The sequence below is a fragment of the Nonomuraea aurantiaca genome, from assembly GCF_020215705.1.
GTDB classification, from domain to species: domain Bacteria; phylum Actinomycetota; class Actinomycetes; order Streptosporangiales; family Streptosporangiaceae; genus Nonomuraea; species Nonomuraea aurantiaca.
Window position 1 is genome coordinate 54,343 of sequence record NZ_JAIWNB010000034.1, and the last position, 15,876, is coordinate 70,218.

General features: G+C 70.4%; 17 protein-coding genes. 10 read left to right on the top strand and 7 right to left on the bottom strand.

Annotation, left to right across the window (positions count from 1 at the left end):
- Window positions 1-71 precede the first annotated feature (71 nt).
- On the top strand, window positions 72-785 hold the full coding sequence (cseB, locus tag LDL49_RS47645) for a two-component system response regulator CseB (protein ID WP_225301571.1): 714 nt from the start codon (window positions 72-74) through the stop codon (window positions 783-785).
- Window position 786: 1 nt separating this feature from the next.
- A complete protein-coding gene (locus LDL49_RS47650) occupies window positions 787-2,028 on the top strand; it encodes an ATP-binding protein (RefSeq protein ID WP_225301572.1) in 1,242 nt (413 codons plus the stop codon).
- A 78-nt stretch (window positions 2,029-2,106) separates the two neighbouring features.
- Here LDL49_RS47650 and LDL49_RS47655 read toward each other — a convergent pair whose 3' ends face one another.
- Window positions 2,107-2,460, bottom strand: coding sequence for a DoxX family protein (locus LDL49_RS47655; protein ID WP_225301573.1), 354 nt, complete (start codon window positions 2,458-2,460; stop codon window positions 2,107-2,109).
- Window positions 2,461-2,658: 198 nt separating this feature from the next.
- On the opposite strand from LDL49_RS47655, the gene sigJ reads away from it, so the two are divergent.
- Complete coding sequence (sigJ, locus tag LDL49_RS47660; protein ID WP_225301574.1) at window positions 2,659-3,579, top strand: RNA polymerase sigma factor SigJ; 921 nt, start codon at window positions 2,659-2,661, stop codon at window positions 3,577-3,579.
- Between the two features lie 62 nt (window positions 3,580-3,641).
- Here sigJ and LDL49_RS47665 read toward each other — a convergent pair whose 3' ends face one another.
- Both LDL49_RS47665 and LDL49_RS47670 read right to left on the bottom strand, forming a co-directional pair.
- Window positions 3,642-4,259 carry a hypothetical protein gene (locus LDL49_RS47665; protein WP_225301575.1) on the bottom strand — a complete coding sequence of 206 codons (618 nt, stop codon included), beginning with the start codon at window positions 4,257-4,259 and terminating at the stop codon, window positions 3,642-3,644.
- A gap of 221 nt (window positions 4,260-4,480) precedes the next feature.
- Window positions 4,481-5,596, bottom strand: coding sequence for a LuxR family transcriptional regulator (locus LDL49_RS47670; RefSeq protein ID WP_225301576.1), 1,116 nt, complete (start codon window positions 5,594-5,596; stop codon window positions 4,481-4,483).
- A 94-nt stretch (window positions 5,597-5,690) separates the two neighbouring features.
- On the opposite strand from LDL49_RS47670, the gene LDL49_RS47675 reads away from it, so the two are divergent.
- Together LDL49_RS47675 and LDL49_RS47680 are read left to right on the top strand one after the other, a co-directional pair.
- Window positions 5,691-5,888 carry a hypothetical protein gene (locus LDL49_RS47675; protein WP_225301577.1) on the top strand — a complete coding sequence of 66 codons (198 nt, stop codon included), beginning with the start codon at window positions 5,691-5,693 and terminating at the stop codon, window positions 5,886-5,888.
- 124 nt (window positions 5,889-6,012) lie between these two features.
- Window positions 6,013-6,813 carry an IclR family transcriptional regulator domain-containing protein gene (locus tag LDL49_RS47680; RefSeq protein WP_225301578.1) on the top strand — a complete coding sequence of 267 codons (801 nt, stop codon included), beginning with the start codon at window positions 6,013-6,015 and terminating at the stop codon, window positions 6,811-6,813.
- 4 nt (window positions 6,814-6,817) lie between these two features.
- Here the strand turns inward: LDL49_RS47680 and LDL49_RS47685 are convergent, their stop codons facing one another.
- From LDL49_RS47685 to LDL49_RS47700, 4 genes are read right to left on the bottom strand one after another with little or no spacing between them, the layout of a single operon-like run.
- Window positions 6,818-7,177, bottom strand: a complete 360-nt coding sequence (locus tag LDL49_RS47685; RefSeq protein WP_225301579.1) for a hypothetical protein — start codon at window positions 7,175-7,177, stop codon at window positions 6,818-6,820.
- Window positions 7,174-8,037 (bottom strand): DODA-type extradiol aromatic ring-opening family dioxygenase, encoded by an 864-nt coding sequence (locus LDL49_RS47690; protein ID WP_225301580.1) that lies wholly within the window; start codon window positions 8,035-8,037, stop codon window positions 7,174-7,176. Before LDL49_RS47690 ends, LDL49_RS47685 begins: the two co-directional genes overlap by 4 nt.
- A complete protein-coding gene (locus LDL49_RS47695; RefSeq protein ID WP_225301581.1) occupies window positions 8,030-8,851 on the bottom strand; it encodes a citryl-CoA lyase in 822 nt (273 codons plus the stop codon). The genes LDL49_RS47690 and LDL49_RS47695 overlap by 8 nt, the downstream gene beginning before the upstream one ends.
- A 30-nt stretch (window positions 8,852-8,881) precedes the next feature.
- Complete coding sequence (locus tag LDL49_RS47700; RefSeq protein WP_225301582.1) at window positions 8,882-10,021, bottom strand: CaiB/BaiF CoA transferase family protein; 1,140 nt, start codon at window positions 10,019-10,021, stop codon at window positions 8,882-8,884.
- 157 nt (window positions 10,022-10,178) lie between these two features.
- Here LDL49_RS47700 and LDL49_RS47705 point away from each other — a divergent pair, with 157 nt between their 5' ends.
- From LDL49_RS47705 to LDL49_RS47725, 5 genes are all read left to right on the top strand, one after another.
- Window positions 10,179-11,615 (top strand): amidohydrolase family protein, encoded by a 1,437-nt coding sequence (locus LDL49_RS47705; protein WP_225301583.1) that lies wholly within the window; start codon window positions 10,179-10,181, stop codon window positions 11,613-11,615.
- Window positions 11,616-11,830: 215 nt separating this feature from the next.
- Complete coding sequence (locus tag LDL49_RS47710) at window positions 11,831-11,980, top strand: hypothetical protein (RefSeq protein ID WP_225301584.1); 150 nt, start codon at window positions 11,831-11,833, stop codon at window positions 11,978-11,980.
- 20 nt (window positions 11,981-12,000) lie between these two features.
- Window positions 12,001-14,079 (top strand): B12-binding domain-containing radical SAM protein, encoded by a 2,079-nt coding sequence (locus LDL49_RS58820; RefSeq protein ID WP_225301585.1) that lies wholly within the window; start codon window positions 12,001-12,003, stop codon window positions 14,077-14,079.
- Window positions 14,076-15,074 carry a multinuclear nonheme iron-dependent oxidase gene (locus LDL49_RS47720; protein ID WP_225301586.1) on the top strand — a complete coding sequence of 333 codons (999 nt, stop codon included), beginning with the start codon at window positions 14,076-14,078 and terminating at the stop codon, window positions 15,072-15,074. Before LDL49_RS58820 ends, LDL49_RS47720 begins: the two co-directional genes overlap by 4 nt.
- Window positions 15,074-15,841 carry a hypothetical protein gene (locus LDL49_RS47725; protein ID WP_225301587.1) on the top strand — a complete coding sequence of 256 codons (768 nt, stop codon included), beginning with the start codon at window positions 15,074-15,076 and terminating at the stop codon, window positions 15,839-15,841. Before LDL49_RS47720 ends, LDL49_RS47725 begins: the two co-directional genes overlap by 1 nt.
- Window positions 15,842-15,876: the final 35 nt, after the last annotated feature.

Consider the following 15,876-nt stretch of genomic DNA (forward strand, 5'->3'; position numbering starts at 1 on the left):
TGATACATGGCTGAGGCATCACGGATGTCCGCGGCTTGTATCGTCTGTTGCGCCAAAGCTCTTGGGGAGAAATGTCGGTTTCGGAGGTCGGAGGCAGGGTGTCGGCTCCGGTGACCGTGCTGCTCGTCGAGGACGACGAGGTGATCCGCAAGACCGTCGGGATGGTGCTGGAGCGCTACGGCTATCGCGTGAGCACGGCGGGCGATGGCCTGACGGGCCTGGAACTGTTCAGGGAGCAGCGGCATGACGTGCTCCTGCTGGACGTGATGCTGCCGGGGCTGGACGGCATCGGGCTGTGCCGGCAGGTCAGGGAGTGGAGCCTGGTGCCGATCCTGATGATGTCCGCGCGTGGTGACGCCCTCGACGTGGTGTCGGGGCTGGAAGCGGGGGCCGACGACTACGTGGTCAAGCCGGTCGACACCTCCGTGCTGGTGGCCAGGATCCGTTCCCTGCTGCGCCGGGCCTCCTTCGCTCCGGGTCCTGAACACGTCCAGGAGGCCACTGAGCTGGTATTCGGGGACCTGACCATCGATCCGCAAGGGCTGGTGGTGCGCCGCGCCGGTGAGCCGGTCGAGCTGGCTCCCACCGAGTTGCGGCTGCTGCTGGAGTTCGCCGCGAATCCGGGGATCGTGCTGGACCGGCAGACGCTGCTGCGCAACGTCTGGGACTACGGCTGGGACGGGGACAGCCGCGTCGTCGACCTGTGCGTGCAGCGGCTACGCAAGAAGATCGGCGCCGACCGGATCGAGACGGTGCGCGGCTTCGGTTACAAGCTGCGGCGCTGACGTGGGTCCGGCCATCGCCCGGGCGGCACGTGGGCCGCTGAACTGGCGGTCGCTGCGCTGGAAGATCGCCGCGCTGGTGGCCGTGACGTCCTGCGCAGTCGCGCTGGCCGTCGGGGTGCTGGTCCACCGCAGCGCCTTCGACCGGTCCATGAGCCTGGGCAGGGACCGGGCTTTCAGCGAGCTGCTGGTCGTGGTGGACACCTACCGGCGTACGGGCGATGCGCCGCAGCCCGCTCAGGTTCCGCCCGCGCTGCTCCAGCGGGCCAGGAGCACAGGCGAGTTCAGCACCTGGTACGACGACCGTCGGCCGGACGTTCCCTGGATGTGGGCGGCGCAGCTGATCGACGGCCAGGTGCTGGCCGTGCAGATCGACATGGGCTCGGAGATCCGCGGCCTGTGGGCCCTGGACCGGAACATCGTGAAGGCGTCGCTGGTCGCGCTCGCGATCGTCGTACCTCTGGCCGTGTTGGCCGCCGAGACGTCCAACCGGCGGCTGAGACGCGTGGCCCGCACCGCGCGGCGGATCGCGGACGGCGACCTGGACGCCAGGAGCATGATGGGCGGCCGGGGCGGTGACGAGATCACCGAGATCTCGGCCACCATCGATTCGATGGCCGACAGTCTGCGGGACCGGCTGCTCAGCGAGCAGCGCTTCACCGCCGATGTGGCCCACGAGCTACGTACCCCGCTGATGGGACTGGTCGTCTCGGCCGAACTGCTCCCGGAGAGCGAGGCCACCGACCTGGTACGCGACCGGGTTCGGGTCCTGCGGGCGCTGGTGGAGGACCTGCTGGAGATCTCCCGGCTGGACGCGGGCGCGGAGTGGGCCGATCGCCGTCCGGTGCCGCTGGGCCGGGTCGTCGAGGAGTGCGTGGCCCGGACCAAACTCGAGGTCCGGCTGACGGTGACCGGTGAGCCGGTCGTCGACACCGATCCGCGGCGCATCGACCGGATCATCACGAACCTGGTCACCAACGCCCACCGGCACGGGCGCTCGCCGGTCGAGGTCGCCGTGAACGACACGACGATCGTCGTACGCGACCACGGCCCCGGATTCCCGGACGGGCTGCTGGCGGAGGGACCGCAGCGTTTCCGTACGGGTGGGGCCGAGCGGGGCAACGGCCATGGCCTGGGCCTGGCCATCGCCGCCGGACAAGCCCAGGTGATCGGCGCGGAGCTCGCCTTCGCCAACGCCCCGGACGGCGGCGCGACGGCCACGCTCCGCCTTCATTACCCGGTGTAGTTCTTCCCAGGGAGGACCGCCTCCACGAGCTGGCGAGGTTTCCCTTCTCGATCTCAGAGGTGAGCCTGTCTCTACGGATCACGACCAGTGGTAGGCCAGGTTCACGGCTAGTGCGGCCACCGCGGTGAAGAAGAATCCGCCCCAGTTCACGAGCTTGCGGGAACCCACTCGCAGGTGCGCGAGGAGCGCGCCGATGAAGTACAGCACGAGGCTGTAGGCGGCGAGTGTCCCCAGCATGGGCACGGCGAATCCGCCCAGCAGCCCCAAAGAGCCCGCCGCCAGCAACATGCCCAGCACCGGTACCCACGACCGGGGCAGGCGCTTCATGTCCGCCTGGGCCTTGGGGAATTCGTGGCCGATCATGTAGACGACGGCGGCGCTGCCGTACAGGAGCGAGGCGAAGATGGTGACCGCGGCATAAACGGTGAACATAGGCTTTCCTTTGTGGTTGTCAGCTGCAAGAACTTCCGTTGCGGAAGCCGGCCGGCGCATCATTGATCGCTGCGACCCGGCCCAGCAGTCCGACGAATCACCTGCGGAAAATGTCAGGCGACGCGCCGACCTCACAGTCCCGTGCGCTGTCTCGTCGAACGGGTGAGGGCAGCTGCGAGCAAGGGAGCCATCGACACCATGACCACCCCATCCGACCCGGGCCTGAGTGCGATCATGAGCGAGCGGCGTCAGCTGATCAATCTCGCCTATCGCCTCCTGGGCTCCCTGGCCGACGCGGAGGATGTCGTACAGGAGACCTACGCCCGCTGGTACGCCATGACCCGGCAGCAGCAGGAAGCCATCGAAGTCCCCGGCGCCTGGCTGACCACGGTCGCCAGTCGCATCTGCCTGGACCTGCTCGGCTCGGCACGGACCCGGCGCGAGAGCTATGTCGGCGAATGGATCCCCGAGCCGCTGCCCGACCCGACGGAGTGGATCACCGGGCGGTCGGGCGACCCGGTCGACCGCGTCACTCTCGACGAGTCGATCACCATGGCCTTCCTGGTGGTGCTGGAGTCGATGACCCCGGCCGAGCGCGTCGCGCTCGTCCTGCACGATGTCTTCCGCTACTCCTTCGCCGAGGTGGCCGAGATCGTCGGCCGTACGCCAGGGGCCTGTCGCCAGCTGGCTTCCTCGGCCCGCCGCCGTCTTGGTGCCTCGCAGGCGCCGGCAACTCCGGCGGCGCGGCAGTCCGGCGTCGTCAGGGACTTCAAGCAGGCATGGGAGGCCAAGGACATCGACGCCCTCATCGGTCTCCTCGACCCCGACGCCACGGCGATCATCGACGGCGGCGGCCTCGTCAGCGCCGGACGCCACCCGATCGAAGGCGGCGAGCGGATCGCCCGCTACATCCTCGCCCTCGCCGGCAAGGCACCCAACCTGACCATCCTGGAGCGTACGGTCAACGGTCAGCCCGGTCTGGTGGCTCAGCAGGACGATGTCACGGTCACGGTGACGGCGTTCGACGTCGAAGACGGCAGGATCAAGCGCATCTGGGCGATACGCAACCCCGAGAAGCTCCGGCCTTGGACGGCGGCTGGCCGCCCATCCCCTCGGTGACCTGGTGACGCCCGGAGGGGTGGCGCGAGCGTGTCGTCGCGCCACCCCGGGGAGGGTTCCGGTCAGGGATCGTTCGGCTTGGGGTTGTGCGGGCTGCCGCCGCCACCCCCACTGCTGCCGTTGTTGCCGGCGAACTCGATGGGCTGGTACCGGGGCAGGACCACGGTGTTGGCCGAGGCGTCGGAGCCGTCGGTGCTGAGCGTCTTGTACACGGTCCAGATGAACTTGGCGAAGCCGAGGACCTGACCCCAGTCGATGCCGTTGTTCCAGTGCACGATCGACACCGCGTACGTCTGCTCGGCGATGGCCGGCGAGACCTGCCCGGACCAGTTCTCCGTACGCTTGGAGTAGCCCAAGGCGGTGCCGTTGACGCCCCAGCAGTCGCCGCCGACCTCGCCGATGACCATGCCGTCGATGTTGAGGAGCAGGGCCTTGGCGCACAGGCGGACGCCGGTGAGGTAGACGCCCGACTCGACCGTCGAGACGCCGTAGACGTTGCCGCTGGCGTAGACCTTGACCGTGGTGTCGATGGTCTTGTTCTGGTTGTTGGCGTGCCAGGAGTGCAGTGACGCCTCGGCGACCAGTCTGTCGGCGCTGGCCGGCGGTGACGCGACGACGAAGCCGACCAAGACGATGAGGGCGCTGAGTAATCCGGTGAGCAGTCTTCTGGGGGTGCCCATGGAGGCCTTTCCGTTCGTGGTGCTCGGTTGATCCGTCCGAATTCTCACCACGCGGCCATTCACCGGCGAAGAGCCACCGACCCGTAATCGGGAAGGTCCGTCATTTCACGGATGCCACCCTGTCAGGGGTACGTCGTTCGACGGATCCCGCGGCCGGGCCCGCCGATCCACCATGTTCAGGTGACCTCACGCCCGCCGCTTCACCGTGTGTCCAGGTGACCTCACGTCTGGCCCGTCGACCGGCGGGCCAGGGCCGCGCGCGTGCTGACGCCGAGCTTGCGGAAGACCCGGGAAAGGTGCGTCTCGACCGTGCGCGGGCTCAGGTACAGCCGCTCGCCGATCTGCCGGTTCGTCAGGCCCTCGCCGACCAGCTCGACGATCTCGCGTTCGCGCTCCGACAGCCGTCCACCCGCCCCATGGGCCGCGGTGCCGCGCTGCCGGCGCCCGGCCTGCGCCGCCGGCCACGGAGCACCGACCCGCGTGAACAGGGCCTTGGCCCGGCCGAGCTGCTCCTGCGCCGTGCGGACGTCGCCCACGTCCGCACTCACCTCGGCCAGCAGCAGCCGGGCGAAGCCTTCGCCGACAGGCAGTCTGGCCGTGACGAGGCATGCCACGGCCTCGCGAGCCGCCGCTTCCGCCTCGTGCGGGCGGTCCGCGGCCATCGCCAGCGCCGCGCGGGCCGCCTCGACGTCAGCGGACCGGGCGGGCGGCGCTCCCGACGCCACGACCGCGACGGCCCGCTCGTACCACTGCCCGGCCGCCGTCAGATCGCCGCAGGCCGCCTCCGCCCGCGCGCGGCGGGCGAAGACACTCGCCGCGCCGGTACGGCAGGCGAGCACGATCACGGCGCTCGTGTTCGGCGGATGCCTGATGTGGTAGTCGATCACCTCCACCGAGGCGTCGTCGGCCCACTGCACGTCGTCCATGAGGACCAGCAGCGTGCTCGACTCGCCCATCCGCTCCACGCCCTGACGCATCTCGCGGAAGCGGCGGTGACGGTCCAGACCGGCCAGGTCACCTGTCCCGGTCTCCCGTGACAGCAGCGCGCGCAGCCCATCGAGGTGTCCGGCGAGCTCAGGATGCCGGTGGGCGTCGGCGAGCGCGTCCTGCACGATCCCGTACGGCGCGCTGCGCTCGAACTCGGTGGCCCGCCCGGCGATGGCCATGATGCCCCGTTCGCGCGCGAGGTCGGCGAACGCGCCCAGCATCCGGGTCTTGCCGATGCCCGGCTCACCGGTCAGCAGCACGAAGACCCACTGCCGCCGCGCGTCCAGGAGATCCGACAGGTGAGCCAGTTCGGCGGTTCTGCCGACCAGTGGACGCCGGATCTCGAACACCTGCTGCCTCCCACGGACACGCCGCTCTCGGCCGGGAGGATCGCCCGGACATGATCCATGTCTATCCCACGCGAGTCCCCGTCGAAGCAGCGCCATGTTCCTCAGCAACGTGTTGAGCGTCACCGCCTTGACGTGGCTGGCCATGCCGCTGGTGAACAGGGTCTTCGCGGCATGGCTCGTACCCGGCCGGACGGCCTCCGCCCGCTGGAACGTGGTGGGCGCGGTCGTGATCGTGCTCTGCTACGCGGTCTCCATCGCCGTCTTCGGGTTGCTCGCCGGCTCATCGACCTGACGGGATTCCGCTCGGACAAGTGTCCGGCTGGCGGTCGCCCGCTGGTATAATCAGGCGATTCGCCGCAGGTGCCACGGCCGGGACGCCGCCGCCATGCGGACACCCGAGCAGAGGAAGACCTCCCATGGCGCGCGCCGAGACCGGACCCGATTTCATCGAGGCGCTGGCCCGTGGCCTCGATGTCATCAGAGTGTTCCAGCCGGGACGGGCGAGCATGTCGCTGACCGAGGTGGCCACCGCGGCCGGGCTGGCCCGGCCGACGGCCCGCCGCATCCTGCTGACTCTTCAGGAGCTGGGATACGCGCGGGCCGAGCAGGGCGGCTTCGCGCTCACGCCGCGCGTGCTGGAGCTCGGGATGTCGTACGTGCGCTCGATGGGTCTGTGGGAGGTCGCCCGGCCGCATCTGGAGCGGCTGGTCGCGCAGACCAACGAGTCCTCCTCGATCGCCCAGCTCGACGGGTCGGACATCGTGTACGTCGCCCGGGTGGCCGTGCCGAAGATCGTCGCCCTTCGGGTGCAGATCGGGACGCGGTTCCCGGCCCTGCAGACCTCGCTCGGCAAGGTGCTGCTCGCCGCGCTGCCTCCCGCCGAGGTGAGCCGGGTCCTTGCCGAGCCGAGCCGCTCGGGCATCCAGCCGCGCTGGGAGCCGGACGCGGAGGAGCGCGACGCGGCGCTGCGGGTGGTGCGGGCCAAGGGCTGGGCGCTGACGGACGAGGAGCTCTCGCTGGGGATCCGGTCGGTGGCCGCGCCCCTGCGCAACGGGCTCGGCGAGGTCATCGCGTCCGTCAACGTCAACGTGCACGCCGCCGAGACCTCCGTACGGAAGCTGACCCAGGAATACCTGCCGCTGCTGCTCACCACGGCCGGCGCGATCAGCGCCGACTGGGCGCAGTATGAGACGGTGCCCGAGGTCACCGCCTCGTGATGACTTAGGTGGCGATGTCGGGATAGGGCATGGCGAAGTGCGCGAGCCGCTGGGCGTACTCGAGCTGGAATCCCAGAGGCTCGTGGTCCCGCTCGAACATCGCGATGAACAGCGTGAGCGTGAGGAAGGGATGCGCCCCCAGCCCGAACAGTGCCGGATAGTCGTGCGTGGCCAGCGCCTCGCGCTCGACGTCGTCGAACCGCAGCCAGGTGGAGGACTCACCGTCGTGGCAGTTGAGGATGCGGTTGGCGTACTCGGCCTCCCACATCGCCACCGTGCCGCGCGGGTCCTCGCGGTAGCGCTCGACGAGCTCGGGATCGCGGTCGACGGTGAACAGGAACTTGTCGAGCAGGTACTTGCTCACGAGCCGCCTCCGTTGGGATACCAGGTGAAGTAGGCCTCCATGGTGTGGAACAGGTCGTAGGTGTCGACGTAGTCGGCCTTCCTGCCCTCGCCCGCGACGCCCATCATCAACATGAAGTCCATGAACCCGTGGGTGGCGTTGCCCGGCGTCCACAGGCTGTCCAGCGTCACCTCGGCCAGGCAGCCCTCGATGTCCCCGGACGCGATCCAGCCGACGGCCTTCTGGTCGAACTCCGGGTCCGGCCCGTGCGGGCCGAACTGGCGCGGCCCGCCGAGCTCGAGCGACAGGTGCCCGGTGCCGATGACCGCGACCCTCTTGTCTGCCGGCCACGCCTCGACCAGCTGCCTGATCGTCCGCCCGAGCTGGACGAACCTGGAAGGGCGCGGTAAGGGCGGCGCGAAGATGTTGGTGTAGATCGGCACGATCGGCAGGTCGTTCTGCGGCCGGAGCGTGATGATCGGGCACGTGATCGAGTGGTCGATCCGCAGCTCGTTGGAGAACGCCAGGTCGAACCCGGCGTCGATGCCTTCGCGCAGCACGTACGCCGACAGGTCCTCCTGGCCCTTGAACAGCATCCTCGGCAGGCCGAACTCGCGCTCCTCGTTGTAGAAGTTCGCGTCGTAGAAGGGGGCCTTGCCGACCAGGAACTGCGGCATGTTGTCCAGCCACAGCTGGTGGAAGTGGTCCGAGCCGACCATCACCAGCACGTCCGGGCGGGCCCGGGTCAGCGTCTCCCGGAACGCCTCCACCTTGCGTACCCACTCGTCCGCGAACGGCGGGCGGTCCTCCCCGGTGGCGGTGCTGGCCCGGTAGAAGAAGGGATGGTGGGTGGACGCGATCACCGCGACCAGTTCAGCCATGCGAACCTCCTGGGGGATGCGGCTCGGGCGAGACGGACTGGTGGTTCAGGTCGACCGACAGGAAGATCTCGTTGGCCACCGGGTGACGCAGCTCCTCGGCCAGCTGCCCGATCAGCCCCGCCGTCCGGGCCAGCAACGCGAACCCGCGCAGCAGCTCCAGAGGCAGCCCCAGGTCGGCGAGCGCCGCGCCGCAGACCCCGGCGCCGTTGAGCGGCAGCGTACGGCCCAGCACCCGCGGATGGACCCGGCCGATCGCGGCGAACAGCGACAGGTGCGACCCGAGGAGCCCCTCCTCTTCGGCGATCTGGAACAGCCGTGGCGTCCGTGGATCGACCTCCTTGTGCACGTGGTGGCCGAGGCCGGGGATGCGCCGCGCCGCCGTACGCTGGGCCGACACGACGTCCAGGGCGACGGCGTCCCACCCGGCGTCGTCGGCCGGCGGCGGGCCGTCGAGCGAGGTCAGCACGTCGTGCAGGAACCGGCCGCTGTCCTCGGTGACCCCGAGGAAGCGGGACCCGCCGCCGAGCAGCCCGGCCGCCAGCGCGCCCTGTACGGAGTCGGGCGCGGACAGGTACGTCAGCCGGGTCACGATCGCCGTGGGCGTGAACCCGTGGTCGGCCAGCGCGGCGAGCACGGCTTCGAACACGCGGGTCTCGCCCGGCGTCGGCCGCCGCTGGGTGGCCAGCCAGAAGGCCAGCTCGCCGAAGCCGACCTTGCCCATCACCTCATGGGCCAGATCGTGGCCGAGCAGGGTGATCGACGTCGGCGTCGACGCGCCGAGCGCCGTGGGGTAACCGTTCACGGGGTCAGCCATGCGCGCGGCTCCTCGCTGTGGGACAAGCGTTCACGAGGTCAGCCATGCGCGCAGCTCCTCGCCGTGCTCGTCGAGGTCGGGCGGCGGCAGCCGGTAGCTCACCGGGGTCTCGGAGAACCTGATCGGATGCCGCGTCGTCGGCATCGCGCGCTCGCCCTCCCCGGCGGCCACGACCGGGTCCAGCCCGAAGCGCTCGGCCATCGCGAAGCCCCCGTCGATCGTGTTGATCGGCCCGCTCGGCACCCCCGCCTCGACGAGGAGCTGGAACCACTCGACCGCGCCGCGCTTGGCCAGCCGCTCGACGAGGATGGGCCGCAGCTCCTCGCGGTGCGCCACCCGGTCGACGTTGCGCGCGAACCGCGGGTCGCGGGGGACGTCCGGGATGCCGAGGACCTCGCAGAGCCGGCGGAACGACCCGTCGTTGGGCGCGGCGATGATCAGGTCGTTGTCCGCGGTCGGCAGCGGCTCGTACGGGAACACGCTCGGATGCGCGTTGCCCATCCGGTACGGCACGGTGCCGCCCGCCACGTACGCGGAGCTGTGGTTGACCAGCCCGGTGAGCGCCGACGACAGCAGGTTGACCTCGACCAGCTGCCCCTGCCCCGCGGCGTCGCGGTGCCGCAGCGCGGCCAGGATGCCGATGACGGCGTGGTTGCCCGCCATGACGTCGAAGACCGAGATCCCGGCCCGGTACGGCGGCCCGTCCGCGTCGCCGGTGAGACTCATCAGGCCGGAGATGGCCTGGACCATCAGGTCGTAGCCCGGCACGTCACGCCCGGCGCCCGACCCGAACCCGGTGATCGAGGCGTACACGACGCCCGGATTGGCGGCCCGCACGGAGGCGAAGTCGAGGCCGAACTTGGCCAGCCCGCCCGGCTTGAAGTTCTCGATCAGCACGTCGGCGCGACGGGCCAGCTCCCTGGCCACCGCCGCGTCGGCCGGGTCGCGCAGGTCCAGCGCGATCGACCGTTTGCCGCGGTTGACGCCGAGATAGTACGTCGACACACCCTCGCGCACCGGCGGCATCCACGTACGCGTGTCGTCCCCCTGCGGGCCCTCGACCTTGACCACGTCGGCGCCCATGTCCGCGAGCAGCATCGTGGCGTACGGACCGGCCAGGATCCGGGAGAAGTCGGCCACCAGGACACCTGACAGCGGCCCATCACTCATCGACTCACCCTCCGTCGTCCGTTCCACGGACATTGGTCCGTTGCACTCTAACCGGGAAACCCTCTGCTTGACATCCTCTCCGGCGCTTCTAGAGTTGCGCTGACCGTACAGCGGACACTCGTTCGCCAATGCGGCGCGAGGCGGTAAGGAGAGGGCGATGGAGTCGATGGACGGACGGCCCGTGGTGCTGCGCGGCGGCACCGTGCTCCCGATGGACGAGGGGCGGCAGGTGCTCCCCCGCACGGACGTCCTCGTCGTCGGCGACCGGATCGCGGCCGTGGGGCCCGCACTCCAGGCGCCGGACGACGCCGTCGAGATCGACGCGAGCGACGGCATCGTCATGCCCGGGATGATCGACACCCATCGGCACATGTGGCAGACCGCCATGCGCGGCTACGGCGCGGACTGGACCCTGACGCAGTACTTCGTCTGGTACTACCTGGAGCACGGGAAGCTGTTCCGGCCCGAGGACGTGCACGCGGGCAACCTGCTGGCCGCGCTCGAAGCCGTCGACGCCGGCGTCACGACCGTCGTCGACTGGTCGCACGGCCTCCAGACGGTCGACCACGCCGACGCGGCCGTGGACGCGCTCCAGTCGGCGCCCGGCCGGTACGTCCTCGCGTACGGCAACATCCAGCAGCCGCCCGCGGCGTGGACGGGTGCGCCGGAGTTCCGCGACTTCGTGCGGCGGCGGATCACCGGGGACGACCTGCTCGGCTTCCAGCTCGCCTTCGACGTCCTCGGCGACCCCGCCTTCCCCGAGCGGCCGGCCTTCGAAGTCGCCCGCGAACTCGGCGTCCCGGTCACCACGCATGCCGGAGTGTGGGGCGCCACCGGCGACGACGGCATCCGGCTCATGCACGACCACGGCTTCATGACACCCGAGACCGTGTACGTGCACGCCGCGTCGCTGTCGGCCGACTCCTACCACCGCATCGCCGCCACCGGCGGCTCCATCTCGGTCTCCACGGAGAGCGAGCAGAGCGCGGGCCAGGGCTACCCGCCCACCTGGGCCATCCGCGCCCACGGCATCCCGGTGTCCCTGTCGATGGACACCAGCGTCTGGTGGAGCGGCGACCTGTTCTCCGCCATGCGCGCCACCCTCGGCGCCGACCGCTCGCGCGAGCATCTGGAGGCGCACGCCAGGGGCGACACCGTCACGCACTGCAGCCTGCGCGCCGACCAGGTCGTGGAGTGGGCCACCCGCGGCGGCGCCCGCGCCCTCGGCCGCGACGATCTCGGCGTCATCGCCGCCGGGAAGAAGGCCGACCTCGTGCTCATCAAGAACGAGGCTTCGCCGGTGTCGTTCCCGCTGCTCAACCCGTACGGGCACGTCGCGTTCCAGGCTCAGCGCGGGGACGTGCACACGGTCCTGGTCAACGGCCGGGTGGTGAAGCACGAGCACCGCCTGGTGGGCGTCGACCTCGCCGCGGCCCGCCGCGCCGCCGATCGGACGGTCGAGTATCTACGCTCGACGATGGGCGAGGAGGCGTGGCAGAAGGGGATGAACCCTGACATTCCCCAGACGACCATCCTCGACAATCCGTACACCTACACCGACTACCACAGCGCCTCGACCCATACCGCCGGGTGATGAATACTTATCGCGCTATTCATTCTGGAATCGGTTCACCGGATTTACTGTCCGGCCGGAACAGATGTGTCCCCCGGCTGCCTTTCAACGGCTATTGACGTGCGGAATGACCTGACTATCGTTGAACAGGTTAAGAAGGGTGCGGTCCATGCGCTGACTGCCGCCGGGACCGCGAGACTGCCGGCAGATTCCCACGAGGAGGCACCGTGGTCGCGGTGAAACCCGAAAAGCTCATCGACGACGAATTCACCGAGCTGGACCAGCTTGAGGTGATCGAATCCAGCGAGCTCAAGCTCAGCGGGTCGTACCACTCCTACACCTACAAGGCGGCGGAGGACACCGGCGACCTACCTGCCAGGGGCTGACGAGACTGTCGGCCGGTCCGGTGGAATCGCGCGACGCCGACGTTCTGCTCCTGTTTCCGCCGCAGACCGAGGCCAGGTTCTTTCCCTATTTGAGCCTGCCTTATCTCACCGGTCATCTACGGCGGCACGGGCGGCGGGTCCACCAGGCCGATCTGAACATCGCCCTCTTGCACGACCTGCTGGGGCATCCGGAGCTGCTGGGCGACGTGGTGCGCGAGCAGCCGGACGACGGGGCGGGCACCTGGTACCGAGGGGCGATGGCCGACGTCGTGGCCCGATACGTCGCCGAGCTCCGTGCGCATGTCCTGCGAAAGGAGCCGGCCGGAGAGCTGGGCCCCGCTCGTGCGGTCAGGCTCGCCCATCACGCGATCGAGCTGCTGGTGCGCGACACCTTCCTGGTCCGGGCCTGGCGGGATCTGGCCCAGCTCGACGACGCGGTGCGGCGGTCCGCCCGGTTGCCGCCCGCCGCGTCGGGGATACCGCTTGAGCGGCTGCACCTCATGGTCGAAGCGCTGCTGGTCCGGCACCGGCCGCGGGTGGTCGGCCTGTCCGTGGCGTTCTTCAGTCAGCTCGCCCCCGCGCTGCTCATCGCCGCCTGGATCAGGCGGCTGCGGCCGGACGCCAAGATCTGCCTCGGTGGCCAGCAGGTGATGCTCCGGCATGAGGAGCTGGCGCGGCTGCCCGGCGTACGGGCCACGGTGGACGCGCTGTGCTGGACCGCCGGCGAGCAGCCGCTCGAACGCTGGCTGGACGCGCTGGACGGGAACGCCCCGGCGGACGCGGTCCCCGGCATGATCTGGCTGCCGCACGCCACGCCCGCCCACCGCGCCACGCCCGCCCACCGCGCCACGCCCACCCAGCGCTCCGAGCCCGTCCAGCGCTCCGCACAGCCGGTCACGCTGCGCTTCCACGATCTCGGGCCACCCGACTTCGCCGGGCTGCCGGTCCGGTCCTACCTCAACGAGACCATGGAGGTCGCGATCATCTCGTGCGTCGGCTGCTACTGGGGGCGGTGCGCGTTCTGCTCGTACGGCAACCGGTCCCTGGCGCCGGGCGCCTACCAGCAGGGCACGGTGCGCCAGATCGCCGACGCCGTCGAGACCGTGGTCCGCGACACGGGCGCGGCCTTCGTGTCGATCTCCGATGAGAACACCAACCTGCGGCTGATCGTGAAGGCGATGCGCGAGGTGCGCGAGCGCGGCGTCAACGTGGGGTTCGGCGTGCGCAGCAGGCTGGACGCCACGCTGGCCGACCCGGAGTTCTGCCGGAGCCTCGCCGAGGTGGGGTGCGAGCTGATGTCGGTCGGCTACGAGGGAACCTCCCAGCGGCTGCTCGACCTGATGGACCGGGGCGTGCGGGCGGCCGACTACCAGCGGATCGTCGAGAACGTCGCGGCGGCGGGCATCGTCCTGCGGTTCTCGGTGATGGGGTACGTCTTCGACGAGACGCCCGCCGAGTTCGAGGAGTCCCTGCGCTTCCTCGCGGCGAACCAGGAGCGCATCGGCATCGACGCGCTGGAGCTCATGGTGTCCGAGCCCGGCAGCAGGCTGGCGCGGGACCCGGACGGCTTCGGCCTATCGCTGGACACCTCGGGCGCGCTCGCCGGCAATCCGGAGCTGAGCTACCTTTCCGGGCGGGTCGGCCATCCCCTGACGGTCCCCGGCGGCCCCACTCGGGCGGAGGCACTCGACCGCCTGGTCCGCGTCTTTCACACGGTCAAGCCGGGCAAGGTGAGCGCGATCCTACCGCGCCGCCCCGGCGCCGGGCCCCGAGCGACCGTCGCGGCCGTCAGGCCTTATCCATGGGTACGGCCGGTGCCGGCGGGCGTCGACGCGGCCGGGTTGGCGGGGGCGAAGGGCGAAGCGGAGGCGTACGGCCGGATTCTGGTGGCCGATCTGGTCTGGGAGCGGTTCTACGCGCTGCCGCGGAGAGACGTCGAGCAGCGCGCCGACGGCGTGCTCGTGGCGCGCACCCCCCAGGGACGGCGGTTGCTGGCCCGCCTGGTCGAGGCGACCGCAGGCACAGAACAGACGGATGAGGAGTATCGCGAGGCGCCGCCGGTGGTCGCGGGCGGCGAGCCCGTCAGGAGGCCGACATGACGACCGACATCACGACCGGGACCATCCGGGCCGGCGAGGCCGGCCCAGCCAGGCTGGGGTTCGGTCTCCTCATGGACATGCCGTGGGGTGGCGGGTCGCTCGGTCGGCGGGGCGTCGGGTTCGTGGAGACGGACGACGGCGGGGACATCACGCCACGGGTGCGCGCCTTCGCCGAGCGCCATGGCGACGACTTCGCGTACGCCGCCTTCGCCTACCAGCCCCGCTCACGGGCGACCCCGCGAGCAGCCGACTACGTCCGCGCCTACGACCGCTTCTTCCAGGCGCTGCCCGCCGGACTCGGCCGGGCCTTCCATCAGACCGAGTTCAACATGGGCACGCCCGAACGCTACGACCGGCGACCCGCGGCCGAGTTCACCAACGAGCTCGCGGCTCGCTACGGGTTCCGCTGGGTGGTCGAGGACCTCGGCATCTGGAACCTCCGCGGCTATCCACTGCCGTACCCGCTGCCGCCGCCGCTGACCGAGCCGGGCCTGGAGATCGCCACGCGGAACGTGGCCGAGACGGCCCGCCTCCTGGAGCTGCCGCTGCACGTCGAGTTTCCCGGGTTCACCGAAGGCGGATCGTTCGTTCTCGGGCACCTCGACGCTTTCGCGTACTTCGCGCGGCTGGCCGACGACGCCGACGTACACGTCACGCTGGACGTGGGCCATCTGCTCAGCTACCAGTGGCTGCGCGGGCGGACCGGCCGCCATATGGTCGACGACATCGAGGCGCTGCCGCTCGAACGCTGCCGTGAGCTGCATCTGTCCGGCTGCCAGATCGTGAAGGGCAAGTTCCGCGACCTGCATCACGGGGTGCTGCTGGACGAGCAGCTCGAACTCACCGACTACCTGCTGCCACGCTGCCCCAACCTGCTCGGTGTGACCTACGAGGACCCGATGTTCCGCGACGACGGCCGGCTGGTCGAGAAGTCGCGGCGGAACTACGGCCGCCTGAAGGCGCTGGTGGGCGCGTGGCGGGATGGGGCGGCGTGATGAGCGCCCCGGTCGCGCGGTCCCTCGACGGCGAGCAGCTCGCCGACCTGATCATGCGGCTGCTGCTCGACGGCCGGCTTCGGGAGCGCCTCGCCACCGACGGCGCCGCGGCCGTGGCGGCGGGCGCCGGCGAGCTGGAATGCCTGGAGACCATCGACCTCGACGAGCTCGACGCCGCCGCCCGCCGGTTCCGTTCGACCATCTGGCGGCTCGGCGCGGGAGGCAGCCTGGCGTCGGCGTTCCCGCGCAGTGTGTCCGTGTTCGCGGCGGCCGGCGTCGGCGATGCGGAGTTGCTCGACGGCTTCCTCGGGTCGCCGCGTTTCAGCAGGTTCCGGTTGATTCCGTACTCGGGGCCTGGGGTGTCGGTGGAGGAGGCGTTCGCCGCGTTCCTGCTCGATCTGGCGGAGGCGCGGCTCTCCGACGCCGTGATCCTGCGGGAAACCGTGGGCCACGAGCTGATGATCGCCCTGTTCGCGGCGCTGTCGTGCGAGCAGCCGCTGTCGTTCGTCATCGAGAGCGAGGGGATCGTCGAGACCGGCCGCGGTCACGCCGCCCTGCGCCGGTACGCGCCGGCCTCCCTCGCTTCCTGGGGCGAGGCCACTGGGGACGGCGATCAGGCGGGCGACGTGCCGTACGCGTACTTCGCCACGCCCGCCGGGGTCTCTCGCGGCGTGGTCTCCGAGCGCGTGGCCGCGGCGTTCGCGGCCACCCCGACGGCCGAGAGCGACGCGGCACGTCGCGCGCTGTCCCGGCGCGGCCTGTGGTGACCCGGTAAGACGTACGACCTGGAGATGAGGGACAA

Excerpts from the sequence above, each read along its gene's own strand:
- cseB (WP_225301571.1), top strand. The coding sequence starts at position 72 with ATGTCGGTTTCGGAGGTCGGAGGCAGGGTGTCGGCTCCGGTGACCGTG.
- LDL49_RS47690 (WP_225301580.1), bottom strand. The coding sequence starts at position 8,037 with ATGGCTGAACTGGTCGCGGTGATCGCGTCCACCCACCATCCCTTCTTC.
- LDL49_RS47700 (WP_225301582.1), bottom strand. The coding sequence starts at position 10,021 with ATGAGTGATGGGCCGCTGTCAGGTGTCCTGGTGGCCGACTTCTCCCGG.
- LDL49_RS47705 (WP_225301583.1), top strand. The coding sequence starts at position 10,179 with ATGGAGTCGATGGACGGACGGCCCGTGGTGCTGCGCGGCGGCACCGTG.
- LDL49_RS47695 (WP_225301581.1), bottom strand. The coding sequence starts at position 8,851 with ATGGCTGACCCCGTGAACGGTTACCCCACGGCGCTCGGCGCGTCGACG.
- LDL49_RS47680 (WP_225301578.1), top strand. The coding sequence starts at position 6,013 with ATGGCGCGCGCCGAGACCGGACCCGATTTCATCGAGGCGCTGGCCCGT.
- LDL49_RS47655 (WP_225301573.1), bottom strand. The coding sequence starts at position 2,460 with ATGTTCACCGTTTATGCCGCGGTCACCATCTTCGCCTCGCTCCTGTAC.
- LDL49_RS47725 (WP_225301587.1), top strand. The coding sequence starts at position 15,074 with ATGAGCGCCCCGGTCGCGCGGTCCCTCGACGGCGAGCAGCTCGCCGAC.
- sigJ (WP_225301574.1), top strand. The coding sequence starts at position 2,659 with ATGACCACCCCATCCGACCCGGGCCTGAGTGCGATCATGAGCGAGCGG.
- LDL49_RS47665 (WP_225301575.1), bottom strand. The coding sequence starts at position 4,259 with ATGGGCACCCCCAGAAGACTGCTCACCGGATTACTCAGCGCCCTCATC.
- LDL49_RS47675 (WP_225301577.1), top strand. The coding sequence starts at position 5,691 with ATGTTCCTCAGCAACGTGTTGAGCGTCACCGCCTTGACGTGGCTGGCC.
- LDL49_RS47720 (WP_225301586.1), top strand. The coding sequence starts at position 14,076 with ATGACGACCGACATCACGACCGGGACCATCCGGGCCGGCGAGGCCGGC.